The organism is Nocardia sp. Root136 (genome assembly GCF_001427185.1).
In the GTDB taxonomy this organism is placed as follows: Bacteria; Actinomycetota; Actinomycetes; order Mycobacteriales; family Mycobacteriaceae; genus Nocardia; species Nocardia salmonicida.
In genome coordinates this window covers 1,064,572-1,089,714 of the sequence record NZ_LMFE01000001.1, presented here as the reverse complement: position 1 = coordinate 1,089,714, position 25,143 = coordinate 1,064,572, and the positions used below count along the sequence as shown (strand labels likewise).

At 68.7% G+C, this 25,143-nt stretch carries 21 protein-coding genes; 19 read left to right on the top strand and 2 right to left on the bottom strand.

Annotated elements, in window-relative coordinates; translation table 11 throughout:
* Genes ASD42_RS05260 through ASD42_RS05240 form a run of 5 tightly spaced genes read left to right on the top strand, consistent with a single transcriptional unit; the run spans position 1 to position 5,756 of the window.
* Positions 1-894: an SAM-dependent methyltransferase gene (locus ASD42_RS05260; protein ID WP_056810902.1), complete on the top strand. Its 894-nt coding sequence runs from the start codon at positions 1-3 to the stop codon at positions 892-894.
* Positions 891-2,150, top strand: a complete 1,260-nt coding sequence (locus ASD42_RS05255; RefSeq protein WP_056810900.1) for a cytochrome P450 — start codon at positions 891-893, stop codon at positions 2,148-2,150. Before ASD42_RS05260 ends, ASD42_RS05255 begins: the two co-directional genes overlap by 4 nt.
* Complete coding sequence (locus ASD42_RS05250) at positions 2,147-2,884, top strand: thioesterase II family protein (RefSeq protein WP_200950379.1); 738 nt, start codon at positions 2,147-2,149, stop codon at positions 2,882-2,884. Before ASD42_RS05255 ends, ASD42_RS05250 begins: the two co-directional genes overlap by 4 nt.
* A gap of 8 nt (positions 2,885-2,892) precedes the next feature.
* Positions 2,893-4,551: a fatty acyl-AMP ligase gene (locus tag ASD42_RS05245; RefSeq protein WP_235569312.1), complete on the top strand. Its 1,659-nt coding sequence runs from the start codon at positions 2,893-2,895 to the stop codon at positions 4,549-4,551.
* Positions 4,548-5,756, top strand: a complete 1,209-nt coding sequence (locus ASD42_RS05240) for a cytochrome P450 (RefSeq protein ID WP_056810894.1) — start codon at positions 4,548-4,550, stop codon at positions 5,754-5,756. The genes ASD42_RS05245 and ASD42_RS05240 overlap by 4 nt, the downstream gene beginning before the upstream one ends.
* A 3-nt stretch (positions 5,757-5,759) precedes the next feature.
* Here the strand turns inward: ASD42_RS05240 and ASD42_RS05235 are convergent, their stop codons facing one another.
* Positions 5,760-6,554, bottom strand: a complete 795-nt coding sequence (locus ASD42_RS05235) for an MBL fold metallo-hydrolase (RefSeq protein ID WP_056810891.1) — start codon at positions 6,552-6,554, stop codon at positions 5,760-5,762.
* Positions 6,555-6,788: 234 nt separating this feature from the next.
* Between ASD42_RS05235 and ASD42_RS05230 the strand changes: the two genes are divergently transcribed.
* From ASD42_RS05230 to pdxS, 14 genes are all read left to right on the top strand, one after another.
* Positions 6,789-7,574, top strand: a complete 786-nt coding sequence (locus tag ASD42_RS05230) for a tyrosine-protein phosphatase (RefSeq protein WP_082843839.1) — start codon at positions 6,789-6,791, stop codon at positions 7,572-7,574.
* A 208-nt stretch (positions 7,575-7,782) separates the two neighbouring features.
* Positions 7,783-10,008, top strand: a complete 2,226-nt coding sequence (locus tag ASD42_RS05225) for a SulP family inorganic anion transporter (protein ID WP_056810885.1) — start codon at positions 7,783-7,785, stop codon at positions 10,006-10,008.
* A 219-nt stretch (positions 10,009-10,227) separates the two neighbouring features.
* Positions 10,228-12,438, top strand: a complete 2,211-nt coding sequence (locus ASD42_RS05220) for a SulP family inorganic anion transporter (protein ID WP_056810882.1) — start codon at positions 10,228-10,230, stop codon at positions 12,436-12,438.
* Between the two features lie 48 nt (positions 12,439-12,486).
* Positions 12,487-12,978 carry a TIGR02611 family protein gene (locus ASD42_RS05215; protein WP_056810880.1) on the top strand — a complete coding sequence of 164 codons (492 nt, stop codon included), beginning with the start codon at positions 12,487-12,489 and terminating at the stop codon, positions 12,976-12,978.
* A complete protein-coding gene (locus tag ASD42_RS05210; protein WP_056810877.1) occupies positions 12,975-13,646 on the top strand; it encodes a (2Fe-2S)-binding protein in 672 nt (223 codons plus the stop codon). The genes ASD42_RS05215 and ASD42_RS05210 overlap by 4 nt, the downstream gene beginning before the upstream one ends.
* A gap of 118 nt (positions 13,647-13,764) precedes the next feature.
* The gene (thrS, locus tag ASD42_RS05205) at positions 13,765-15,828 is read left to right on the top strand and encodes a threonine--tRNA ligase (RefSeq protein WP_056810874.1); all 2,064 of its coding nucleotides are present in this window, start codon (positions 13,765-13,767) and stop codon (positions 15,826-15,828) included.
* Positions 15,825-16,379, top strand: a complete 555-nt coding sequence (locus tag ASD42_RS05200) for an HIT family protein (protein ID WP_056810869.1) — start codon at positions 15,825-15,827, stop codon at positions 16,377-16,379. The genes thrS and ASD42_RS05200 overlap by 4 nt, the downstream gene beginning before the upstream one ends.
* 5 nt (positions 16,380-16,384) lie before the next feature.
* Positions 16,385-17,062: a phosphatidylinositol phosphate synthase gene (pgsA, locus tag ASD42_RS05195; RefSeq protein ID WP_056810866.1), complete on the top strand. Its 678-nt coding sequence runs from the start codon at positions 16,385-16,387 to the stop codon at positions 17,060-17,062.
* Positions 17,059-17,982, top strand: coding sequence for a phosphatidylinositol mannoside acyltransferase (locus ASD42_RS05190; protein ID WP_056810863.1), 924 nt, complete (start codon positions 17,059-17,061; stop codon positions 17,980-17,982). The genes pgsA and ASD42_RS05190 overlap by 4 nt, the downstream gene beginning before the upstream one ends.
* Positions 17,979-19,103 carry a glycosyltransferase family 4 protein gene (locus ASD42_RS05185; protein WP_056810861.1) on the top strand — a complete coding sequence of 375 codons (1,125 nt, stop codon included), beginning with the start codon at positions 17,979-17,981 and terminating at the stop codon, positions 19,101-19,103. The genes ASD42_RS05190 and ASD42_RS05185 overlap by 4 nt, the downstream gene beginning before the upstream one ends.
* Complete coding sequence (locus tag ASD42_RS05180) at positions 19,103-20,149, top strand: NUDIX hydrolase (RefSeq protein ID WP_056815468.1); 1,047 nt, start codon at positions 19,103-19,105, stop codon at positions 20,147-20,149. The genes ASD42_RS05185 and ASD42_RS05180 overlap by 1 nt, the downstream gene beginning before the upstream one ends.
* 202 nt (positions 20,150-20,351) lie before the next feature.
* On the top strand, positions 20,352-21,566 hold the full coding sequence (locus ASD42_RS05175; RefSeq protein ID WP_056810858.1) for a winged helix DNA-binding domain-containing protein: 1,215 nt from the start codon (positions 20,352-20,354) through the stop codon (positions 21,564-21,566).
* Positions 21,567-21,870: 304 nt separating this feature from the next.
* Positions 21,871-23,055 carry a Cmx/CmrA family chloramphenicol efflux MFS transporter gene (locus tag ASD42_RS05170; protein WP_056810855.1) on the top strand — a complete coding sequence of 395 codons (1,185 nt, stop codon included), beginning with the start codon at positions 21,871-21,873 and terminating at the stop codon, positions 23,053-23,055.
* A 152-nt stretch (positions 23,056-23,207) separates the two neighbouring features.
* Positions 23,208-24,128, top strand: coding sequence for a pyridoxal 5'-phosphate synthase lyase subunit PdxS (pdxS, locus tag ASD42_RS05165; protein WP_056810852.1), 921 nt, complete (start codon positions 23,208-23,210; stop codon positions 24,126-24,128).
* Positions 24,129-24,221: 93 nt separating this feature from the next.
* On the opposite strand, the gene ASD42_RS05160 is transcribed toward pdxS, so the two are convergent.
* Positions 24,222-25,049, bottom strand: coding sequence for an SDR family NAD(P)-dependent oxidoreductase (locus ASD42_RS05160; protein ID WP_056810848.1), 828 nt, complete (start codon positions 25,047-25,049; stop codon positions 24,222-24,224).
* Between the last annotated feature and the right edge of the window lie 94 nt (positions 25,050-25,143).

Below are 25,143 nucleotides of genomic sequence, written 5' to 3'. Positions count from 1 at the left end.
ATGTCGGTCCATACCGAGCGGTCCACCGCGGCCGCCGCAGCGATCCGCCACCACTACGACGCGGGTAACGACTTCTATCGCCTCTGGCTCGACGAGTCGTTGTCCTACTCCTGCGCCCTGCGCGAAAACCCCGACGACACACTGGAACTCGCCCAGGATCGCAAACTGCGATTCCACCTGGACGCGATCGACGCGCAGCACGCCGCCACCGTCCTCGATATCGGCTGCGGGTGGGGCGCGATCCTCGAGCGGCTGGCGCACGCCGGGGTCGCCAGGTCCGTCGGGCTGACGCTCAGTCCCGAGCAAGCCGAGTTCGTCCGATCGCGCCAATGTCCCGGCGTCGAAGTGCGGACCGAGAACTGGCTGCACTACGAGCCGGACACCCGATTCGACGGCATCATCTCGATCGGCGCCTTCGAACACTTCGCGACTCCCGATGACACACCGGACCAGAAGATCGGGGTGTACCGGGACTTCTTCACGCGGTGCCGCGACTGGCTCGATCCCGACGGCACGCTGTCGCTGCAGACCATCGCCTACGCGAACATGTCTCGCGAACAAGCCAGTGCCTTCATGCAGCAGGAGATCTTCCCCGACGCCGACCTGCCGACGCTGGCCGAGATCACTGCCGCGGCCGAGGGTTTGTTCGAGGTGCGCTCGATCAGCAACGGACGCCTCGACTACGCCTGGACGTGCGAGCAGTGGGCGCGCAGGCTGCGGGCCCACCGCGCCGAGGCCACCGAGATCGTCGGCAGCGACGTGGTGGCCCGCTACGAGCGCTACCTGAAGCTGTCGGCGCTCGGTTTCCGGATGGGCAAGATCGGCCTGCTGCGGCTCGTGCTGGTGCCCTACCGCACCGGATTCTTCGCCGACCGCCGGGTGCGGTCGGCATGACCACGCATTCGCCCGAACCCGTCGCACCGAGCAGGGCGCGGGTGCGGTTCAACCCGTTCAGCGCCGAATTCCGGCAGGACCCGTACCCGCTCTACCAGCAGTTGCGCGAAGCCGAACCGGTGCACCGGACACTCGGCATGTGGGTGCTCACCCGGCATGCCGAGGTGCGTGGGGTGCTGCACGATCGCTCGTTCAGCGCCGGTCTGATTCCCAGTCTGGTGAGCAGACAGGCCGAGCGGCTCGGGCACTGCAGCGTCGCGCAGATCGAACGCCTCGGGCGTAAGTCGTTGGTGTTCACCGACAATCCCGATCACGCGCGGTTGCGCGGACTGGTGAACCGGGTGTTCACCGCCCGGTCGGTGGAGTCGCTGCGCCCGCTGGTGGCCCGGGTCGCCGCCGACCTCATGGAGCGGGCCTGGCGTGACGGCGGCCTGGATGTCATCGCCGACCTGGCCGCGCCGCTGCCGGTGGCGGTGCTGTGTGAGTGGATGGATCTGCCCGAGGAGTTGCGCCCGCGGGTCGGGCCGTGGACCCACGACATCCGATTCCTGCTCGAGCCCGGCATGATGAAAGCCGGGGATTTCGAACGGGTCCGGGTGGTGGTCGAGGAGTTCGCCGCGGCCATCGATGCCGTGCTGCCCGAGCGACGTGCCCGGCCCGGCAGTGATCTGATCAGCCAATTGCTCGCGGCGCGGACCGCAGGCGGCGATGTGCTGACCGACGAGGAAGTGGTCTTCGTCTGCATCATGTGTTTCGTCGCGGGCAACGAGACCACCAAATCGCTGATCGGCAACGGGACGCTGGCGCTGCTGCGCCACCCCGCCCAGGCCGCGCTGCTGCGCCGCGGACCGGAATCGGTCGAGGCGGCGGTGACCGAGGCCCTGCGCTACGACCCTCCGCTGCAGTTGACCAAGCGCCTCGCCACCCGCGACATCCAGCTCGACGGTGCCAGGATCTCGGCGGGCGAACAGATTCTGGTGTGTCTCGGCGCGGCCAACCGCGACCCCGACGTCTTCGCCCGGCCCGACGAGTTCGACCTCACCCGCACCGGCGGTGGACATCTCGGATTCGGCCACGGCATGCACGGGTGCCTCGGCGGACTGCTCGCCGAACTACAGGCGCAGGTCGCCTTCGAGTACCTGTTCGTCCGTTCGGAGCACCTGGAACCACGGCAGATGGACCTCGAATGGCAGGACCACAGTTTCATCGTGCGTGGTCTGAAGAGCCTTCCCGTCGACGTGCGGCGGGCACGATGACGGGCACCGGACTGGTCACCTCCTGGTTGCGCGGCGACACCGCGCCCGCTGGGGTGCGGCTGGTGTGTATCCCACACGCGGGTGCCGGAGCGTCGTCGTTCAATCGCTGGCCCGACCTGTTCGGACCGGGGATCGGGGTCGTGCGGGTGCAGCTCCCCGGCCGCGAGGATGTCGCGCAACGTCCGCCGCTGCACCGGGTCGGCGAGGCGGTCGACGAATTGTCCGGACAGATCATGCAATCGGGCGACGCACCGGTAGCCCTCTACGGCCACAGCATGGGCGCGCTGGTGGCCTATGAACTGGCTCGCGCGCTGACCGTCGCGGGCAGGCCGCCGGTCCACCTGTTCGTATCCGGTCGCCGGTCACCACACCTGGCGGCGAGCCGCGCGGTCCTGCATCGCCTGCCCGACAACGACTTCGCCGCCGCGCTGGACGCGATGGGCGCCTGGGGCGCGGCGGGCCGCAGCGCGAGTTTCCTGCGGTACGCGCTGCCGCTGACTCGCGCGGACCTGGAGTTGTCGGAGGAATACACCCACCGGCCCCGCCCCCGGCTCGCCTGCCCGATCACGACGTTCTACGGCGACGAGGACCCGATCGCCGACCCGGACGAGGTGTGGGCGTGGGGGTCGTTGACCGACGGCCCGTTCGCCACCCACGAGTTCACCGGTGATCACCTGTTCCACCATCGACATCGCGCGGCAATCGCGGCGATCATGACCGCCGCCCTGACCTGAGGACCGACGTGCAGCTACTTCCCGAGATCCTCGCGCGTCGCGCCGTCGACGAGCCGGACCGCATCGCCTACATCTTCCTCGACGACAACGGTGCCGAGCACACCACCACGACCTATCGCGAACTCCACGAACAAGCGACGGCGGTGGCGGGACTGCTGCGCGCGCGGTGCGAACCGGGCGAGCGCGCGCTGTTGGTGTTCCCGCAGTGCGTCGAATTCATCACCGCCTACTTCGGCTGCCTCTACGCGAATATCGTTGCCGTGCCGGTCAATCCGCCGCGCCGCGGCAAGGTTCAGGACGCGACGCGTTCCATCGTCGGCGACTGCGCGCCCACAGCCGTGTTGACGATCGCAGGGCTGCTCGAGACGCTGCGACCGGCACTCGAGCCGCTCTGCACCGCACGGCAGTGGCTGGCCGTCGACGAGTTGCCCACGACGGAAACGTCTTTCACCGCGACAGCCGCTGATCCCGATTCCGTGGCGTTCCTGCAGTACACCTCCGGGTCCACCTCCGCGCCCAAGGGCGTGATGGTGACGCATCGAAACCTGGTGGCCAACGAGGAGATGATCCGGCACAGTTTCGGCCACGACCGGGAATCGACCGTGGTCGGCTGGGCGCCCTTCTTCCACGACCAGGGCCTGATCGGCAATGTGCTGCAACCGGTGTACGTCGGCGCGACGACCGTCATGATGTCGCCCACCACGTTCATCCGGCGACCGCTGCGGTGGCTCGAAGCCATCTCGCACTATCGCGCGCACACCAGCGGCGGCCCGAACTTCGCCTTCGACGCCTGTGTCGCGCGCGCCGCCGCCGGTGAACTGCCCGACCTGGACCTGAGCAGCTGGAAGGTCGCCTTCAACGGCGCCGAGCCGATCCGGGCCGAGACCCTGGACCGCTTCGCGAAGACGTTCGCGCCGCTGGGATTCGGCGCCCAGGCGGTCTTCCCGTGCTACGGACTCGCGGAGGCCACCCTGCTGGTGTCGGCGAGCGGGAAGGGACGCGGTCCCCGGTTGCTCGACGCCGATATCGACGCACTCGCCGATCGACGGTATGTCGCGGCCGCGGTGGATCGGGGCCGCACGCTCGTCGGCTCCGGGGTGGCGCTGCCCGGTGAGGACCTGCGCATCGTCGACCCGGAGACGGGCAACCCCTGTCCGGAAGGTCTGGCCGGCGAGATCTGGGTGGCGGGCGACCATGTCGCCCAGGGCTATTGGGGCCTGCCCGAGGCGACCGCCGAGACCTTCCACGCCCGCATCGCCGGCGATCCCGAGCGCACCTACCTGCGCACGGGCGACCTCGGTGTGGTCGTCGACGAGGAACTGTATGTGGTGGGCCGCCTCAAGGACATCATCATCCTCCGGGGCCGCAACTACTACCCGCACGATATCGAGCACACCGTGCAGCGCGCGCACCCGGCACTGCGACCCGGTAGCGGCGCGGCGTTCGCGGTGCCGGGGCGCGACGGCGAGAAGCTCGTCGTCGTCCAGGAGCTGAAGCGCGACGCCGACGCCGACGCCGACGACATCGCGGGCGCTATCCGTGCGGCGGTGATGCAGGAACACGAACTCGCCGTCGCGGACGTGGTCCTGGCCGCGCCGGACACCGTGCAGAAGACGAGCAGCGGAAAAATCATGCGATCAGCGGCAAGGAAGCGATACCTGCAATGAGCACCGAGACCTTCGTCTTCGACCCCACCGCACCGGGATTCGCCGACGACCCGTATCCGCACTACGCCCAGCTGCGCGCGGCGGGACCCGCACAGGAGCACCCGATGGGGTTCTGGATCATCTCCCGGCACGCCGACGTGGCAGCCCTCCAGCGTTCCCCGCACTCCGTCGACGAGCAGCACCTGCGGCATCTGCCCGCGTGGAAGAGCGGCAGCACCGAGGTCCGCAAGGAGAGCCGCGTGATGGGCGGGCTGTCGATGCTGGATCAGGACCCGCCCGACCACACCCGCCTGCGGCGACTGGTGTCGAAGGCCTTCACGCCCCGCTCCATCGACTCGCTGCAGCCGCGCGTCGAGGAACTGGTCGAGGAGGCGCTGGCCCGCATCGCCGCGGCGGGCACCGCGGATGTCATTGCCGAACTGGCCTTTCCGCTGCCCTTCACCATCATCTCGGAGATGCTCGGCATCCCGGTGGGCGAGCACACCCGGCTGCGCGAGCTCACCGAGATCGTCGTATTGGTGTTCGAGCCGTTCGCGAGCCCCGCGACCCAGGACCGGATCCGGGCAACCAACCAGGAACTGTTCGGGATGGTCCGTGAACTGATCCGCTGGAAACGCGCGAACCCCGGTGACGATCTGCTCACGGCGCTGATCGGCGCCGAGGACAACGGCGACATGCTCAGCGAGGACGAGCTGATCTCGCAGGTGATGTTCCTCTACATCGCGGGCCACGAGACCACGGTGACCCACCTCGGCAGCGGAATCCTGTCGCTGCTGCGGCATCCGGACCAGGCGCGGCGGCTGCGGGACGAGCCCGAACTGGCGGCCGGCGCCGTCGACGAGCTGATGCGTTTCGACACCCCCGTGCACCTGATGCGCCGGATCACCCTCGCGCCGTTGCGCGTCGGTGACCACGAGATCCCCGCGGGCTCCTGGGTGATCGGCGCCTTGGCCGCCGCCAACCGGGACCCGGAATTCTGGGGCGCCGACGCCGACCAGCTGCGTCTGGACCGGCCGAACGCGCACCAGAACGTCTCGCTCGGTGCCGGCATCCACCACTGCCTCGGCGCCGCGTTGGTCCGGATGGAGGCCCGGATCGTGTTCCCGCGCTTCGTGACCCGCTTTCCCGAGGCCGCGGTGGTCGATCAGACGTGGAACGGTCGGATCAACCTGCGCGGCCTCGCGACCCTGACGGTGGCGGTGTAGCGCTCAGCGCGGCTGTTCGGCGGGCACCGAGAACCGCATGCCGGGTCGGCTCAGGTGCACGGGTCCGTCGAATTCGGCGGACACGTCGTCGCGCCGAGCCTGCTGCCATTGGTCCTGTGCCGAACCGAAATGGGTCAGCACCACCGAGCGCGCACCCGCGGCGGCGGCCGCCCTCCCGACCTCGGTGGCCGAAAGATGGCCGTGCGGGGTGCGATCGGGCTCGGCGAGGGTGGACTCGGCGAGAAAGATGTCGACGTCGGCGGCGAGCGCGACCAGGTTGTCGTTCCAGCCGGTGTCGCCGGTGAACGCGAGACTGCCGGTGGGGCTTTCGATCCGGACGCCGCAGGCGGGTTCGGTGTGCACCATGGGCACCAACTCGATGCTGCAGTCGGTGAGCGCGTAGGTGGCGCCACGCTCGTATTCGATGACCTCGTAGGCCAGGTCGAACGCCCGGTTCAGATCGGGGAAGGTCTTCACCGGGAACAGCGCGGCGAGCTGATCCAGTTTCGAGCGAGCCCCTCTCGGCACGAACAGCTTGATCCGGCGGTCCGGGGCGTCGGCGGCCTTGCGCATCGCCTGTTTGCCGATGGGCAGCACGTCGTAGCAGTGATCCAGGTGCAGATGGCTGATGACCACCGCGTCGAGCAGGCTCGCGTGCACGTAATTGCCGAGCATCACCGCGATTCCGGGGCCACAGTCCAGCAGAACTCGCGACTGGCCGGTCTCGACCAGATAGCCCGAGCTGGCGCCGCCGTCCGCGGGCATGCCTGCTCGATTTCCGACGATTGTCAGGTGCATTCGACGTACCTTTCGACACGGAAGTTTCGAGCCCGACGGTATCGAGGGAAACCGGCGCCGCCGACTCGTATCGAACATTCCGATCCGTCCATCGCATTTCCTGATCGAATCGACGACGTCAGTGCTCTGACCTGTGGAAACGTCCGGAAGATCATTCGGGGAGAGCGAATTTCGGAATTTGCGGTATCCGACACCGAATACCGTTGACCAACGGTGCGAATAGGTGCTGCGAAAATGAGAACGGGGATTGTGATGACCAACGGTGTGAGTTCTTCGATGGGCCGGGAATTGCCGCTGCGCGGTGCGGTGAACGCGCGGGACCTGGGTGGGTTGCGAACGACGGACGGGCGGCAGGTGCGCCGCTTGCGGGTGCTGCGGTCGGACCTGCTGACCTCGCTGGACGCCGCGGATGTGTCGTTCCTGCTCACCGAATGCGGGCTTCGCACGATCGTCGACCTGCGTGCGCCGAGCGAGATCGTCACGGACGGAACAGGTGCCGTGGTCGACGCCGTCGCGGACTACCGCAACCTGCACGTCTACGGCGCGGACCGGGTGCGCCTCGACCTCACCGAGGTCTCGCCCGACGGGAGCATGTTCGACCGGTACTGCGAATACCTCGAGCACAGCAGCGAGAACATCGCCGCCGTGCTGCGCCTGCTCGCCGGGCCGGGTCAGTTGCCCGCGCTGGTCCACTGCGCCGCGGGCAAGGATCGCACCGGGGTGGTGATCGCCCTGCTGCTCGCCGTCGCCGGGGTGCGCGCGGACGACATCATCGCCGACTATGCCGCCACCGCACCGAATATCGCGGCGCTACGGGCTCGCGGGGGGCGCGCCGCTCGACCGGAGGGCGACGCGGCAGACCGCCTGCCCGCCTGGGTTTTCGCCGCCGACGCGGACACCATGCGCCAGTTCCTGGCCCACCTGGACGCCGAGTACGGCGGTCCCACCGTGTGGGCGACCGACGCCGGTCTCGACCAGGCGACGCAACGACAGTTGGCCGACAACCTGCTCTGTGACTGAGGTCACAGATCGACGGCGATTTCGTCCCATTCTTCCTGGAACGTTTTCTAATGCTTGGGAACTTCTTTACTATTGTCAGGACTCTGTGTCTGGAGTCCGAGCTCTTCCGAGCAGTGCTGCAGATCCGCCGTTCGCTCGCAGCTCAGCATCAATTGCCAGTGCATGTTCGACCGATGAACCGGGACCTCATCCGCCCCGGCGAAGGAGAATGATGACCGACAATGATCCGGGCACCACTACTACGGCGACCGCGCGCACGCTGTCGCATGCTTCACTGAAATCGGTTCTCCAACAAGATCTTCCAGCGTCACTCGTAGTGTTCCTCGTTGCGCTACCGCTGTCGCTCGGGGTCGCGCTGGCCTCCGGCGCGCCTGTCGTCGCCGGGCTCATCGCCGCCGCCGTCGGCGGCGTGGTCGCGGGATTGCTCGGCGGCTCGAAGGTTCAGGTCAGTGGGCCGACCGCGAGTCTGGCCGTCGTGGTGGCGGGAGCGGTCCAGCAATTCGGTTGGGCCGCCATGTGTTTCATCACCGTCGGGGCGGGTGTACTGCAGATCCTGTTCGGGCTCAGTCGCGTTGCGCGCGCCGCGCTGGGAATCGCGCCGGTGGTGGTGCACGCGATGCTCGCCGGCATCGGGGTGGTCATCGCCCTGCAGCAGGTGCACGTGCTGCTCGGTGGAACGACGGTCAGCTCGCCTCTGGCCAGCATCGTCGCGCTTCCGCGTCAGGTGATGTCGGCGCAGAAGGGTGACTTGTTCGTCGGACTGCTGGTGATCTCCGTGCTGATCGGATGGCAGTATCTGCCGCGCAGGGTGCGGGTGGTGCCCGGCCCACTGGTCGCGGTGGTGGCGGCGACGGTGGTCTCGCTGGTGCTGCCGATGACGGTGGAACGGGTGCGCCTGGACGGCTCGCTGCTCGACGGCATCGGGTTGCCCGCGTTGCCGCACGGCGGGTGGCTGCCGCTCGTGCTCACCATGCTCACTATCGCTCTCATCGCCAGTGTGGAGACGCTGCTCTCGGCCGTCGCGGTCGACAAACTGCGCCCCGACCAGCGCACCGACTTCGACCGGGAACTGCTCGGTCAGGGCGCGGCGAACATGGTCTCGGGCGTGCTGGGCGGTCTGCCGATCGCGGCGGTCATCGTGCGCAGCATCACCAACGCCAACGCGGGCGCTCGCAGTAGGGCGGCCACCGTGCTGCACGGTGGCTGGATCCTGGTGTTCTCGGTCGCGTTGGTCGGGCTGGTCCGCCAGATCCCGACGGCGGCGCTGGCCGGATTGCTGGTGCTGATCGGGGTGCAGTTGGTGAAGCTGGCCCATATCAAGCGCGCCCGCCGCACCGGCGACATCTACGTCTACCTGGTCACCGTGATCGCGGTCGTCGCGCTGAACCTGTTGCAGGGCATGGTGATCGGACTGCTCGCCTCGTTCGCGCTGCTGCTGTGGCGGGTCGTGAAGTTCACGATCACCGCGGCGCCGCGCACCGATGGAACCTGGCTGGTGCGGATCGCGGGCACCTGCACCTTCCTGGCCGCGCCCCGGCTCACGACCGAACTGGCGAAGGTGCCCGCGGGGGTGGACGTGACGGTCGAACTGAGCGTGGACTTTCTCGACCACGCCGCGTGCGAGTTGCTCTCGGAATGGGCCGATGTCCGTGAATCCACCTGCGGCAGAGTCGATTTCGTAGAGCTCGGCGCCGCGCGGATGGCCCGCACCCACGACGGGCCGCCCGACCACGGGCACGCGCGCAAGGCGGTCGTCGACCCGATTCGGCCGTGGCGGCGCAGCGGCGGCGTCGACCCGATCGCCGCGGGCATCGCGGCCTACCATCGCGAGCACGCGCATCTGATGCGGCCGCACCTGGCCGGACTGCAACACCGGCCCGATGCCGACACCTTCTTCCTGGCGTGCGCCGACGCCCGCATCGTGCCCAACGTCATCACCAACAGCGGCCCCGGCGACCTGTTCACGGTGCGCAATGTCGGCAATCTGGTGCCGGTCGGCGGCTCCGACGTCTCGGTGGAGGCGGCGCTGATCTACGCGCTGGACAAGCTCGATGTGCGCTCGGTGGTGGTGTGCGGGCACAGCGGCTGCGGGGCGATGGAAGCGCTGTACCGGCAGGTGCAGGCCGGGCCCGGCCTCGACGACTGGCTGGCCCATGCTCAGCCGACACTGACGGCGTTCCACAGCGGCCACCCTGTCGCCGAGGCCGCCAGGCTGGCGGGCTTCGGCCCGATCGACCAACTCGGCATGGTGAACGTGGCCAGGCAGGTGCAGACCCTGATCGATTATCCGGCGGTGCGAAGCGGCATCCAGGAGCGCGGGGTGGCGGTGTCGGGACTGTTCTTCGACCTGGCGACCGCGCGCGTCATCGAGATCACCGCCGACGGGATCGCCGACTTCGACGACGCCCGTCGGGCCGCCGCCGAGCCCGTGTAAAGGGGGGTAGTTGTGGGTCACACCACAGACTGCCTGCCGTTATGGCGACTCCCACTGTTTGTGCGGCACACTGGCTTTGCCAATTCTTTACCAATAGGTTGGATCCACCCGGACCCGGTTCGCCGTCGCACCGGCGTCTTCAAAGCTCTTGCCCCTTTGCTTCACCGTCCTCGTGATGATCGGCCTCGGCCCAGCGCCGGGAGCCGGCGAAGGAGAGTCATGTCTATCGAGAACGACCTTGCTCCGCCCCGTGCGGACGCGTCATCCCGCCCCGCGTGGCAGCAGACGCTGCTACGACATGATCTACCCGCTTCCATCGTAGTTTTCCTGGTCGCGCTGCCCCTGTCGCTCGGCATCGCGGTGGCCTCCGGCGCGCCGATCGCCGCCGGTCTCGTCGCCGCCGTGATCGGTGGTGTGGTGGCCGGTCTGCTCGGTGGGGCGGTCCTGCAGGTCAGCGGACCCGCCGCGGGTCTGACCGTGGTCGTCGCGGAGTCGATCGCCCAATTCGGTTGGCGCGTCACCTGTTTCATCGTGGTCGCCGCGGGCGTGCTGCAGATCCTGTTCGGGCTCAGCCGGATCGCGCGCGCCGCCCTCGCCGTGGCTCCCGTGGTGGTCCACGCCATGTTGGCCGGTATCGGCATCACCATCGCCCTACAGCAGGTCCATGTCCTGCTCGGCGGCTCCTCGCACAGCACCGCGCTGCGCAACTTGACCGAACTGCCCGGGCAGCTGCTGTCGCTGCACGGTGGTGACGCGCTCGTCGGCGCCGTGGTGATCGCGGTGATGCTCGGCTGGAAGTACGTCCCGCCGAAGCTGCGCGCGGTACCGGGCCCGCTGATCGCGGTGCTCGTCGGCACCGTGCTCTCCCTCGGCCTGCCCGATATCGAGCGCATCGCGCTGAGCGGGTCGGTCTTCGACGCGCTCGGGCTGCCGGAACTGCCGTCGGGCAACTGGTCGGCCGTGGCCATGATGGTGCTGACCATCGCCTTGATCGCCAGTGTGGAGAGCCTGCTCTCGGCCGTCGCGGTCGACAAGATGCACACCGGTCCGCGCACCGGATTCGATCGGGAACTGATCGGCCAGGGCACGGCGAATGTCGTCTCGGGCCTGGCCGGCGGACTGCCGATCACCGGCGTGATCGTGCGCAGCGCCACCAACGTGCAGGCGGGAGCGCGGACGCGGGCCTCGGCCGTCATGCACGGACTCTGGATTCTGCTGTTCTCGGTGGCGCTGGTCGGTCTGGTGGAACAGATTCCCAAGGCCGCGCTGGCGGGCCTGCTGATCGTCATCGGCATGCAACTGGTGAAACTGGCCCACATCCGGTTGGCTCGGCGCACCGGCGACCTGCTGGTCTATGTGGTGACCGTGCTCGGCGTGGTGTTCACGAATCTGCTCGAAGGCGTGGTCATCGGGTTGGGACTGGCCTTCGGGCTGCTGCTGTGGCGGGTCGTGCGCGTGCAGGTGACGGCGGAGCCGCTGCCCGACGGGCGCTGGCAGGTCCATATCGACGGATCGTGCACCTTCCTGGCCTTGCCGAAACTGTCGGGCGAACTGGCGAAGGTGCCTGCCGGCGTCGACGTGACGGTCGAGATGACCGTCGACTTCCTCGACCACGCCGCGTTCGAGGCGATCGAGGACTGGCAGCGTCAGCACGAAAGCAGCGGTGGCCGTATCGATTTCGTCGAGATCGGGCACGCCCGGATGGCCGACACCCCGGGCGCGCCGCCGACGCGCGGATTCGGTCGCGCCGCGATCGACGACATGCTCCGTCCGTGGCGGCACCAGAAGTCCGGCGGCGACGCGATGACGGCGGGTATCGCGGCCTTCCATCGCGGCTCCGCGCATGTGGTGCGCCCGCACCTGGACGGCATGCACCAGGACCCGGATTCGTTCTTCCTCACCTGCTCGGATTCGCGGATCGTGCCCAATGTGATCACCAACAGCGGCCCGGGTGACCTGTTCACGGTGCGCAATGTCGGCAACCTGGTCCCGGTCAGCGGCGACGATTCGGTCGAAGCGGCGCTGACTTTCGCCTTGGACTCGCTCGCGGTCCGCTCGGTGGTGGTGTGCGGGCATTCCTCGTGCGGCGCGATGAAGGCAGTGCACTCCGCCGCCGACACCGGCGGTGGGCTCGGCTCCTGGTTGCGCCACGCCGAACCGGCGCTGCAGCGGTTCCGCGCCGGTCATCCCGTGGCCGTGGCCGCCGCGGCGGCCGGGTACAGCGAGGTGGATCAGCTGAGCATGGTCAATGTCGCCGTGCAGCTCGAGACGCTGGGACGCAATCCCGCCGTGCGACGCGCGGTGGCCGAGCGCGGGTTGGCGCTGTCGGGGCTGTTCTTCGACATCGCGGGCGCCCGGGTGCTCGAGGTGACCGTCGACGGGGTCGGCGCGATCGACGATCACGCCGCACTCGCTGTCACCGGGGTCTGAACAGCCACGCCGCGACTCGGCGGCGATCGGACTCGTAGTCTGGACTTCATGACCAGCGATCCGACCGCCGCCGAGCGCGTCACCGACGGCTCCGATTCCGCGGACAACGAGGCTGCCGCCGAGTCGGGGCGGTGGGACGGGTTCAAGGACCGCTGGCGCGCCTTCCGGGAACACATCGCCCAGCGCCCTACCCTCAACCTCGGCTACCGCATCGTCGTCGGCGTGGTCGGTGGGTTGGTGCTGATCGTCGGGATCGTCACGATCCCGTACCCCGGACCCGGCTGGGCGCTGGTGTTCGCGGGATTCGGCATCCTGGCCACCGAATTCGTCTGGGCCCATCACACCTTGAACTGGGTGCGCGGAAAATACCGGATCGTCATGGACTGGTACACCTCGCGCGGTTGGTTCATCAAGGTACTCGGCGCGGTGGGCACCTTCGCCCTCGTCCTGGTGACGTTGTGGCTGCTCGGTACATTTTCGATGGTCGCAGGGTGGATCGGAGTCGATTGGCCATGGTTGCACAGTCCCCTGATGTCGTGAGCACGGTTCCCGGCCAGCTCCTCACCGACCCGACCTGGGTCGCGGCCCGGATCGACGCGATGAGCCATACCTGGGGCACCGATGTGCCCCGGGTCGCGGGCACCCTGTGGTGGTGCATGGTCGCCTCGACCCTGGTCGAGCAGATCGCGTTCGCCTACGCGGCGGGCACGCCCGCTCCGGTCGCCGCGCTCGGCGAATTCGACTGTGTGGTCCGTCCGGACGGCGGCGTCGAGCACGCGCGGTTCCACCGGATGCCGGTCGACGCCGCCGGGCGCTCCGTGCGTTCGGACGTGGGTGGCGAGACCGGCGCGGCAGCGGCCGAGGAGGTCGCGACCGCCTTGCGCGACACCTTGACCGCCGTGATCTCCCAGGTTGCGACGGTTTCCGGGGCCGGGATTCCCGCGCTGTGGGCGGTCGTCGCCGATGCCATCGGCAACCGGGCCCTCGACGCGGGCGCCCCGGAGGCCGCGACCCGGCTGGCCGCGGACGTGGGCCCGCGCCTGCCCGCACCACGGTTCGTCACGGTGGCGGGCCGTACTTTCGTCCGCCGCGCCTCGTGTTGCCTGGTCTACGAGGCGCCCGGTCGACAGATGTGCACGAGCTGCCCGAAGCGCGCGCCCGCCGATCGAGCCGAACAGCTGGCCGCCGCCGCGCGCGCTCGCTCCTAGGTCCATCGACACGCCCCGTCGGCGGTCCCGATAGCATGGGCGGCGCAGGATCCCCTGCGTGACCGACGCTGTGCGACCTGCCGGATGACCCGGCACCGACGTCAAGGAGAACATTCCCGTGACCACCTCTGCACCCATCAGTCCCGTCGCTCTCGTTCGGGTGCCGGCCGGGACTACCGCGGGCGCAGCGGTACGGGAAGCGGGCTTGCCCACGAAGGGCCCGGACACGGTCGTCGTCGTGCGTGATGTCGACGGCGCCCTCAAGGATCTGTCCTGGATCCCGGAGGAGGACGCCGACGTCGAGCCGGTTCCCGCGAACAGCGAGGACGGGCGCAGCGTGATCCGGCACTCGGCCGCGCACGTGCTCGCCCAGGCGGTGCAGCAGGAGTTCCCGGACGCGAAACTCGGGATCGGCCCGCCGATCAAGGACGGCTTCTACTACGACTTCCAGGTCGACAAGCCCTTCACCCCCGAGGATCTGGCCAAGCTGGAATCGCGGATGAAGAAGATCATCAAAGGCGCGCAACGCTTTTCGCGTCGCGTCGTGGAGATCGACGACGCTCGCGTCGAACTGGCCAACGAGCCGTTCAAGCTCGAGCTGATCAGCGACAAGTCCGGTATCGATGATCCCGAGATCATGGAGGTCGGCGGCAACGAGCTGACCATCTACGACAACCTCGACCCGCGCACCGGCGAGAAGCTGTGGGGCGACCTGTGTCGCGGCCCGCACATTCCCACCACCAAGTTCATCCCCGCCTTCAAGCTGACCCGCTCCTCGGCCGCCTACTGGCGTGGCGACCAGGACCGCGAGGACCTGCAGCGGGTGTACGGCACCGCGTGGGAATCCACCGAGGCGATGGACACCTACCTGGAGCTGCTGGCCGAGGCCGAGCGCCGCGATCACCGCAAGCTGGGCCTCGAGCTCGACCTGTTCTCCTTCCCCGACGCGCTCGGTTCGGGTCTGCCGGTGTTCCACCCCAAGGGCGGCATCATCCGCAAGGAGATGGAGGAGTACTCGCGGCAGCGCCACGTCGACGCGGGCTACGAGTTCGTCAATACCCCGCACCTCACCAAGGGGCATCTGTACGAGATCTCGGGCCATCTCGACTGGTACAAGGACGGCATGTTCCCGGCCATGCACCTCGACGCCGAACTCAACGAGGACGGCTCCGTCCGCAAGCCCGGCCAGGACTACTACGTCAAGCCGATGAACTGCCCGATGCACAACCTGATCTTCGGCGCGCGCGGCCGTTCCTACCGTGAGCTGCCGCTGCGGATGTTCGAGTTCGGCTCGGTGTACCGCTACGAGAAGTCCGGCGTGATCCACGGCCTGACCCGCGTGCGTGGCATGACCCAGGACGACGCGCACATCTACTGCACCAAAGAGCAGATGCACGGCGAGCTCACCAGCACCCTGCAGTTCGTCCTCGGCCTGTTGAAGGACTACGGCCTCGACGACTTCTACCTCGAGCTGTCGACCAAGGACCCCAAGAAGTACGTGGGTTCGGACGAGCTCTGGGCCGAGGCCACCGAGACCCTCGAGAAGGTCGCCGAGGCTTCCGGCCTGGATCTGGTGCCCGACCCCGGCGGCGCCGCGTTCTACGGCCCGAAGATCTCCGTGCAGGTCAAGGACGCACTGGGCCGTACCTGGCAGATGTCGACCGTGCAGCTCGACTTCAACCTGCCCGATCGCTTCGACCTCGAGTACACCGCCTCCGACGGCACCAAGCAGCGCCCGGTGATGATCCACCGCGCGCTGTTCGGCTCGATCGAACGCTTCTTCGGCGTGCTCACCGAGCACTACGCCGGTGCGTTCCCCGCCTGGCTCTCGCCGGTGCAGGTGATCGGCATCCCGGTGGCGGAAAACTTTGTCCCGCACCTGGATTCGGTGATCGAGCGGTTGCGTGACGCGGGCGTGCGGGCCCAGGTGGACCGCAGCGACGACCGGATGCAGAAGAAGATCTTCAACCAGACCGCGCAGAAGGTGCCCTTCATGCTGCTGGCGGGCGCACGCGACGTGGAAGCGGGCGCGGTGAGCTTCCGGTTCCGCGACGGTACCCAGGTCAACGGAGTGCCCGTCGCCGACGCGGTCGCCACCATCACCACCTGGATCGCCCACCGCGAGAACGCCTCACCCACCGCCGAGGGGTTCGAGGTCGTCTCGGCGGCGGTCGGGTCATGAGCGAGAACCTCGCCCCCGACGCCGGCTCGATCGTCGACGCCGGGGCGGGCCAGCCCGACCGCCTCCAGCGGTTGTGGACGCCGTACCGGATGTCCTACATCACCGGTGAGGTCAAGCCCAAGGACGCGACCGGGCATCCGTTCACCGATATCCCGAAGATGTCGGACGAAGACGGCCTGATCATCGCGCGCGGCGAGAATGTCTACGCCGTGCTGAACTTGTACCCGTACAACCCAGGGCACATGATGGTGGTGCCGTACCGCCGGGTAGCCGACCTGGAGGACCTCACGACCGCCGAGAGCGCGGAACTGATGGCCTTCACGCAGCGGGCCATTCGCGTGATGAAGCAGGTCTCGCGGCCTGCCGGATTCAACGTGGGTCTCAATCTCGGCGGCGTGGCAGGTGGCTCGCTCGCCGACCACCTGCACCAGCACATCGTTCCGCGCTGGGGCGGGGACGCGAACTTCATCACCGTGGTCGGCGGGGTGAAGGTGATGCCTCAGTTGTTGCGCGAGACGCGGCAGCTGCTGGCGGAGGCATGGGAGGAATAAGGACCGTGCTCAGCTTCTTCGGCCGCCAGACGTTTGCGAAAGCGACTGCGCCGCTGGGCAAAGCGCTCGTCGGGACGGGGCTCACCCCGGACGCGATGACACTGATCGGTACCACGGCGACCATCGCCGCCGCGGTGACCCTGTTCCCCTCCGGACACCTGTTCTGGGGAACGATGGTCATCTGGCTGTTCGTCATGTTCGACATGCTCGACGGGGCGATGGCGCGCGCCCGCGGCGGCGGCACGAAGTACGGCGCGGTCCTCGACGCCACCTGTGACCGGGTGGCCGACGGCGCGATCTTCGCCGGACTCGCCTGGTGGGCGGTCTATCACGAGCACAGCAAGCACCTGTTCGCGCTGACCTTGATCGTGCTGGTCACCTCGCAGGTGATCTCCTATGCCAAGGCGCGTGCCGAGGCCAGTGGCCTGTCCGCCGACGGTGGACTCATCGAACGCCCGGACCGCCTGGTCCTCGTCCTGGTCGGCGCCGGACTCACCGGCATCGGCGGGCACTGGGGGATCGACTGGCTGACCTGGGCCGTCTACGTGGCGATGTGGGTGCTGGCCGTGCTGAGCATCGTCACGGTGTTCCAGCGGGTGCTCGCGGTGCGCAATTCGCCGGGCGCCAGGGTGGTCATTCCACCGGCGCCGCAGCCGGACGCGGCAGAGGGATCGGCGTCGTGAGCCTCAAAGATCGGATGAGTGACTGGGGCTACGCCGCGGGCTGGGGTCTCGTGCGTTCGGCACCGGAAGGGTTGGTGCGCAAGATCTTCGACCTCGGCGCCGATCGTGCGGTGAAGGGCGGCGGACCGCAGCAGTTGCGCCGCAACCTCGCCCGTGTCCTCGGTGTGCCCGCCGACCAGGTGCCCGACGACCTGATGCGGGCGAGCATGCGCTCCTATGCCCGTTACTGGCGTGAGGCGTTCCGGCTGCCGTCGATGGACCACACCGCGATCGACTACTACGTCGGTGGCCTGGAGAATGTCGACGCCGCTCTGGAACAGGGCCGCGGTCTCATTCTGGTGCTCCCGCACTCGGGCAACTGGGACATGGCCGGTGTCTGGCTGGTGCAGCACTACGACAACTTCACCACCGTGGCCGAGCGACTGAAGCCGGAATCGCTGTTCGAACGGTTCGTCGCCTACCGCGAGAGCCTCGGATTCGAGGTGTTCCCGCTGACCGGTGGCGAGCAGCCGCCGTTCGCCGCACTCGCCGAACGACTGCGCCAGAACCGGATCGTGTGCCTGATGGGCGAGCGCGACCTCACCGGCAAGGGCGTGCCGGTCGACTTCCTCGGTGAGCGCACCTGGATGCCCGGCGGCGCCGCGAAGCTGGCCATCGAGACCGGCGCCGCGCTGGTCCCGGTGCACGGCTGGTTCACCGTCGACGAGGACGGCACCGAAGGCTGGGGCCTGAAAGCCGAACCGGCACTGGATGTTTCCGGTGGCGTGGCGGCCGCGACGCAGGCGCTCGCCGACCGGTTCGCCGCCAATATCGCCGAGCATCCGGCCGATTGGCACATGCTGCAACCGCTCTGGGAGGGCGACCTGTCGCCCGAACGACTGTCGCGGATCACCGCGCAGGACACAGGGGGCCAGCGGTGAAGATCGGGATGATCTGCCCGTATTCGTTCGATGTCCCGGGCGGCGTGCAGGCGCATGTGGTCGAGCTCGCCCGGGTGTTCATCGAACGCGGGCACAAGGTGAGCGTGCTCGCCCCGGCCTCCGACGACACACCGCTGCCCGATTTCGTCGTCTCTGCCGGTCGTGCGGTCGCGATTCCCTACAACGGGTCGGTGGCGCGGTTGTCGTTCGGCCCGATGGCCTACACCAGGATCCGCCGCTGGATCGACAGCAACGACTTCGACGTGCTGCACATCCACGAACCCAACGCCCCGAGCCTGTCGATGCTGGCGCTCAAGATCGCCGAGGGCCCCATCGTGGCGACGTTCCACACCTCGACCACGAAGTCGTTGGTGCTCAGCACTTTTCAGGGTGTGCTCCGCCCGTATCACGAGAAGATCAGCGGGCGGATCGCCGTCTCCGAGCTGGCAAGGCGCTGGCAGGTCGAGGCGCTCGGATCCGACGCGGTGGAGATCCCCAACGGTGTCGATGTGTCCGCGTTCGCGCTCGGCGAGCCGCTCGACGGATATCCGCGCGCGGGCCGCACGGTGCTGTTCCTCGGTCGCTACGACGAACCGCGCAAGGGCATGGATGTGCTGCTCGGCGCCCTGCCCGCGCTCATCGAACACCATCCCGACGTGGAGATCCTCATCGTCGGGCGCGGCGACGAGGACCGGCTGCGCCGCGAGGCGGGCGAGCACGCGGGGCACCTGCGGTTCCTCGGACAGGTCTCCGATGCGGAGAAGGCCGCCGCGCTGCGCAGCGCCGATGTGTACGTCGCGCCGAATCTGGGTGGGGAGAGCTTCGGCATCATCCTGATCGAGGCGATGGCCGCGGGCACCCCGGTGGTCGCCAGCGAACTCGATGCCTTCCGACGGGTGCTGCGCGACGGCACCGCGGGCCTGCTCACCCCGATCGGTGACTCCGCCGCGCTCGCTACCGCCATCGACACCCTGCTCACCGACGACGAGACGCGCGAACGCCTGGTCAGCACCGCCACCCAGGTGGTCGCGGGCTACGACTGGCCGGTCGTGGCCGAACAGATCCTGCGGGTGTACGAGACCGTCACCGTCGGCGACACCCGGGTGCGGGCCGCCGGATGATCACCTTCTCCGCGACCACCGTTCTCGTTCTCGGGCTGATCGCCCTGCTCGTGCTCGCCCTCGGTGTGTGGGCCTACTCCACGGCGAACCGGCTCGACCGGCTGCACGTGCGTTCCGATCAGTCCTGGCAGGCCCTCGATGCCGCGCTCGCCCGCCGGGCCGTGGTGGCGCGCGCGGTGGCGATGTCGGAGGCCGGGCCGGTGAGTACCGATCCCCGCCGAGCCGAACGGGCCTCCCGGCTCGCCACCCTCGCCGATCGGGCCGAACGCGCCGATCGCGGTGACCGGGAAACGATCGAGAACCAGCTCTCCGCCGCGCTCTCACTCGTCGACATCGACCACCTGCGACCGCAATTGGTGGCCGAGCTCGCCGACGCCGAGGCCCGCGTGCTGATCGCGCGCCGGTTCCACAACGACGCCGTGCGCGACACCTTGGCCCTGCGTACCCGCAGGCCCGTGCGCATCCTGCACCTCGGCGGCACCGCGCCGCTGCCGCACTATTTCGAGATCACCGAACGCGCGACGCCGGCCGCCGCGACCGGTCTCGTCGTGCACACCACCCGCACCACCGCGCGGGTGGTCCTGCTCGACGAGCAGAACCGCGTGCTGCTGCTGCGCGGCCATGACCCGATGATCCCCGAGGTGGCCTTCTGGTTCACCGTCGGCGGCGGGCTCGAACCGGGGGAGAGCCTGCGCGATGCCGCGGTCCGCGAGGTCTACGAGGAAACCGGGCAGCGGGTGGATCCCGCCGCGCTGCGTGGTCCGCTGTGGCGCCGGGTGGCGGTGTTCCCGTTCAACGGTGAGCTGATCCGCTCCGAAGAACTGTTCTTCACCCTGCGCTCGCCGGGCTTCGAATGGCGCCCGGCCGACCTGACCGCCCTCGAGCGCCGCACGATCACCGACCACCGCTGGTGCACCGCCGACGACATCCGCGCACTCGATGCCGCAGGCGAAGCCGTCTACCCCTACCACCTCGACGAACTGCTCGCCGAAGCCGCTTCCGTGGCCGAAGACGACACCCAGCACGTGGTCCGCTCGATCCGCTGAGGGGCGGCGCGGGATGACGCCCAGCACGTGGTTCGGGCGATCGGTTGAAGCGCAGCGGAGGACGACACCCGGCGCATGGTCTCTGCCGGTTTGTCGACGCACGGCCGAGGACGATGCCGGTACAGGCTTCGCTCGATAAGTTGAGGGGATGCGCGCGGCAACCGCGGCAACTCTGTGCGCGTCGATGATCGGGAGGTGGTCCATGGCCGCTCGGGAGAGTTCGGTCAGCGTGGGGACCGCTGAGGTCATCGGGTTTCGATTGCACGCGAACAATCTGCTCTCGCGGCGACCGGTCGGCGACCTGCTCCCGGTGGCCGGCGTCTGCGCGGTACAGAACAGTCCGCCGGGTTCGGCGCTGCTCGCGCTGGCGGCCCGCGTCGACGGCGTGACCGGTGAGCACGTCGATCACCTTGTTGCACAGGACAAGTCGTTGTTGCAGACCTGGTGTATGCGCGGCGCGCCGTTCTTCTTCCCGACCGCCGATGGGCCGGTGTTCACCTCCGGCGTCCTGCCGACCACCGAGGCGGCGCGATTGCGGCTGATCGGCGGCGTCGGTTCGGCGCTCGACACACTGGGGATGGAGCTGGACGAGGTGGTGGAGCGCACCGTCGCGCAGATCGGGCCGGTGCTGTCGCAGCGCGCGCTGGCGATCGGCGAACTCGGCACGGAACTGGCCACCCGTATCGCGGACACGCTGACCGCTGCCCAGCGCACAGCGTGGGAGGCGCCAGGTCCGTACGGCGCGAACCAGCCGCTGGGGGAGGCGGTCGTGCACTTCTGCCTGCGGATCCTGACGCTACGCGGCATCGTGTGCCTCGCGCCGCGTACCGGCAACACGGCACCGTTCGTCCTGCTCGAGGAATGGCTCGCAGGCCCGTTGCCGGTGACCGACCCGGCGGCGGATCGCGCCACGCTGCTGCGTCGCTATCTGCGGTGCTGCGGACCGTCGTCGCGCGGTGAATTCGCGGCATGGCTCGGCGTGCGAGCCGGCGACGTGGGTCCGTGGTGGGACCCGGTGGCCGGCGAACTCACTCCGGTCGAATACGACGGGCGGCGCCGGTGGATCCGCAGCGAGGACCTGGCAGAGCTTCGGACGGCGCACGAGGCACACGGTGTCCGGCTGCTGCCGCCCGGCGATCCCTACACGCAGACCCGCGACCGCGACACCATCGTCGATCCGAAATATCAACGCGCGGTGTGGAAGACGGCAGGCGCACCGGGCGTGGTGCTCGCCGACGGCGCCGTCGCCGGAAGCTGGCGGTCACGCAAGAGCGGGCGCACCCTGACACTGACCGTCGCGCCGTTCCAGTCGATGAGTTCGCGGCTTCGCGCACTGCTACACGAGGAAGCGGCACTCGTGGCGGCGTTGCGCGGCGCCGCCGATGTCGACGTGCGATTCGACGATCCCGCACGCTGATCGACAGTCTTTCCCGCCTCGACGATCCCGTCGGCTGTCGAGAAACAGGTTGACTGCGCCGCGGTCGCCTCGCATAAGGTGGGCGGGTGAATTCTCCGGAGGCGTCCAGAAGGTAGCCGTCCGGCCTGCGGGCCGGGCGGCGTTGTGGGTCCAGCATCCCTCGGTCCGCGGACCGGTGCGATGTGTCGTTCGCAACGCCGGATGATCGTCGATTCCTCGCGGCCGGGCCAGATCGGCTCGATGCCGCCTCATCTCGGACACCGCGCGTCGCGCGGTGTCCCGGTATCCGGAGAGTTGATCGAATATGCCCATCGGGGTTTTCGTGCTGGCTGCCGCGGTTTTCGCGCAGGGCACATCGGAATTCATGATGTCGGGGTTGCTGGCGTGGACCGCCGCGGACTTCGGCGTCTCGCTCGGCACAGTGGGGTTGCTGACCTCGGTGTACGCGGTCGGCATGGTGCTCGGCGCGCCGACGATGGCGGCCACCATGGGTCGGTGGCCGCTACGGCGTTCGGCGACAACATTTCTCACGCTCTTCTGCGTCGCCCATATCGTCGGCGCGCTGACCACCGATTTCGCGGTGCTGGTGGCTACCCGCGCTGTCGCCGCGGTCGCGAACGCCGGATTCCTGGCGCTCGTGCTGGCGGCTCTGCCGCGGCTGGTCGGGCCAGCGCTGGTCGGTCGGGCCACTTCGATCGTCGTATCCGGGGTGACGGTGGCCTGCGTCGCGGGCGTGCCGGCGGGGACGCTACTCGGACAGCTGTGGGGTTGGCGATCGGCTTTCTGGGCCGTCGCGGTGGTGAGCGCGGTGGTCCTCGTCCCGGTGGCGTCGATGGTGCGGCGCGACGGTGCGGGAGTCGGCGCCTCGGATCGGTCGATGCGGTCCGAGTGGGCCGTGCTCGGGGTGCGCACGGTGCGGTCGGCCGTGATCGTCGCGGTTCTGGTCAATGCCGCAACGTTCGCCGCGTTCACCTACCTCGGCACCATCGCCGCCGGAATCGCGGGCGCGACCAGCGTCTGGGTCCCGCTGGTGCTGGCGTTGTTCGGCCTCGGCTCCTTCGTCGGGGTGACACTCACCGGTCGGCACAGCGACCGCCACGGCCGTTCCATCATCACCGTGGGCACGGCCGGACTGGTCGGCGTGTGGGCACTGGCCGCGATCACCGCGCACACGATGGCGGGGTTCGCGGCCATGACGTTGCTCACGGGCGCGGCCGCGTTCGGCGTCGGATCCGCGTTGATCGCGACCATCGTGCGGACCGCCGCACCCGCCGCGCCACGGCTTGCCGGGGCGCTGGCCACCACCGCGCTCAACATCGGCGCGGTGCTCGGTCCGGTCGGTGCGGGCATGGCCGTCGATCGCGCGGAAACCCCGGTCGCGGCGCTGTGGTGCGCTGCCGGTGCGGCGGCCCTCGCGGCGGCGATCGTGCTGCTCGACCGAGTACGGCGCGGCCCTGTGGCGGACGCGGCCGCAGCCGTGGCACGGTGAAGGCCAGGCCATCGGACAAGGCCAGCGGCGACCAGCGGCCACATCGCCGCTGGTCGTGACAAGGCCAGTGGTGCTCAACTGGCTATGAAGGCCGAATTCGGGCAGATCTAGAATCGACGGTGACCCGAACCCGAGCGACTTGATTGGCGCCCATGACACAGGAGACATTCGTGACTACGCCTGAGACCACCAACACCGTCGGCACCGCCCGCGTGAAGCGCGGCATGGCCGAGATGCTCAAGGGTGGCGTGATCATGGATGTGGTCAACGCCGAGCAGGCCAAGATCGCCGAAGACGCCGGCGCCGTGGCCGTGATGGCGCTCGAGCGGGTGCCGGCCGACATCCGCGCCCAGGGTGGCGTGTCCCGGATGAGCGACCCGGACATGATCGACGGCATCATCGCCGCCGTCTCCATCCCGGTCATGGCCAAGGCCCGCATCGGTCACTTCGTCGAGGCGCAGATCCTGCAGAGCCTCGGCGTGGACTACATCGACGAGTCCGAGGTCCTCACCCCCGCCGATTACGCCAACCACATCGACAAGTGGAACTACACCGTCCCCTTCGTCTGTGGCGCCACCAACCTGGGTGAGGCGCTACGCCGCATCACCGAGGGCGCGGCCATGATCCGCTCGAAGGGCGAGGCGGGCACCGGCGACGTGTCCAACGCCACCACCCACATGCGCACCATCCGTGGCGAGATCCGTCGCCTGACCTCGCTGTCCGAGGACGAGCTCTTCGTGGCCGCCAAGGAGTTGCAGGCCCCGTACGAGCTGGTCCGTGAGGTCGCCCAGACCGGCAAGCTCCCGGTCGTGATGTTCACCGCAGGCGGCATCGCCACCCCGGCCGACGCCGCCATGATGATGCAGCTCGGCGCCGAAGGCGTGTTCGTCGGCTCGGGCATCTTCAAGTCCGGCAACCCCGAACAGCGCGCGGCCGCCATCGTCAAGGCCACCACCTTCTACGACGACCCGGACGTGCTGGCCAAGGTCTCGCGTGGCCTGGGCGAGGCCATGGTCGGCATCAACGTCGAAGAGATCCCGCAGCCGCACCGTCTGGCCGAGCGCGGCTGGTGATCACGGGCCCGATATCGTTCGGGCACTGAAGAATTCGCCTCGGCGGGCGTCGTGATGATCGCGACGCCCGCCGAGGCATTTTCGGGCGAGGGCTCAGCGCCGCAGGAGTTCGGTGGTGAGGGTGTCGAGGCGGATCGCGTTGTCCGGGTCGAAGTCCTTGCGCGTCAAGGGGAGTCGGGTACGGAGCCGGAAGGCGCTCACCGGATCCGCGGGTGGTTCGTCGAGCAGCCGGGCGATCGGCGGCACCGACTGGTCCACCGAGCGGCCGAAGACGAATCCGGCGGCCTTGGTCAGGATTCGCTGGGGTGCGGGCAGGGGATCGGCCATCGCGGTGCGCACCATCATCGGGTTGTAGAGCACATAGCGGGTGCGGGCGTCCGGGTAGCGCTGGGGAAAGGCGATGCCGAGCAGGTCGTTGGCCCGTGAGGCCTGCATGGCGGCGCGGGTGCCGGTGTAGCCCCGGCTCAGGGTCAGGTCGTCCCAGTGGATTCGGCCGGGGAGGCCGCCGGGGCCGCAGATGTTCATGATCACCGGGGCGCTCGTGCGTTCCAGCGCGGCGACCAAGCCGTGTCCGAGGATGTATCGGCTCAGGTAGTGCAGCGCGAAGGTGAACTCGATGCCGTCTTCGGTCTCGGTACGTCGCGGCTGGAACCGTTGCGCACCGAAGATCAGGCCGTCGACCACCTCGGTTCGCGCGGTGATCTCGTCGAGTGCTGTCCGCATTCCGGCCAGGGTGCTCAGGTCGGCGCGCAAGAACACCGCGCGCTCGCCCGCGCCGATCGCGTCGGCCTGCCGGACGAACGCCTCGCCTTTGGCGGCTCCGCTGGCCAGGGCGATCACCCGGTCGCCGCGTCGCTGAAAATGTAGGCCGAGCCCCTTGCCCATGCCGTCGGTGCCGCCGGTGATGACATATGTGCGCATCGAGTCCCGTTCTCCTCGAATCACTCTGGACTGTGTCATCGGCCGATATCTCGAGGCTAGAAACGGGGACACCACCAAGTCAACATCTGATGAC

Bases quoted from the DNA above. Each gene is read 5' to 3' on its own strand.
- ASD42_RS05235 (WP_056810891.1), bottom strand. From the start codon at position 6,554: ATGCACCTGACAATCGTCGGAAATCGAGCAGGCATGCCCGCGGACGGC.
- ASD42_RS05200 (WP_056810869.1), top strand. From the start codon at position 15,825: ATGAGCGAGAACCTCGCCCCCGACGCCGGCTCGATCGTCGACGCCGGG.
- ASD42_RS05170 (WP_056810855.1), top strand. From the start codon at position 21,871: ATGCCCATCGGGGTTTTCGTGCTGGCTGCCGCGGTTTTCGCGCAGGGC.
- pdxS (WP_056810852.1), top strand. From the start codon at position 23,208: ATGACACAGGAGACATTCGTGACTACGCCTGAGACCACCAACACCGTC.
- ASD42_RS05260 (WP_056810902.1), top strand. From the start codon at position 1: ATGTCGGTCCATACCGAGCGGTCCACCGCGGCCGCCGCAGCGATCCGC.
- ASD42_RS05225 (WP_056810885.1), top strand. From the start codon at position 7,783: ATGATGACCGACAATGATCCGGGCACCACTACTACGGCGACCGCGCGC.
- ASD42_RS05230 (WP_082843839.1), top strand. From the start codon at position 6,789: ATGAGAACGGGGATTGTGATGACCAACGGTGTGAGTTCTTCGATGGGC.
- ASD42_RS05175 (WP_056810858.1), top strand. From the start codon at position 20,352: ATGGCCGCTCGGGAGAGTTCGGTCAGCGTGGGGACCGCTGAGGTCATC.
- ASD42_RS05240 (WP_056810894.1), top strand. From the start codon at position 4,548: ATGAGCACCGAGACCTTCGTCTTCGACCCCACCGCACCGGGATTCGCC.
- ASD42_RS05160 (WP_056810848.1), bottom strand. From the start codon at position 25,049: ATGCGCACATATGTCATCACCGGCGGCACCGACGGCATGGGCAAGGGG.
- ASD42_RS05215 (WP_056810880.1), top strand. From the start codon at position 12,487: ATGACCAGCGATCCGACCGCCGCCGAGCGCGTCACCGACGGCTCCGAT.
- ASD42_RS05220 (WP_056810882.1), top strand. From the start codon at position 10,228: ATGTCTATCGAGAACGACCTTGCTCCGCCCCGTGCGGACGCGTCATCC.
- ASD42_RS05250 (WP_200950379.1), top strand. From the start codon at position 2,147: ATGACGGGCACCGGACTGGTCACCTCCTGGTTGCGCGGCGACACCGCG.
- ASD42_RS05255 (WP_056810900.1), top strand. From the start codon at position 891: ATGACCACGCATTCGCCCGAACCCGTCGCACCGAGCAGGGCGCGGGTG.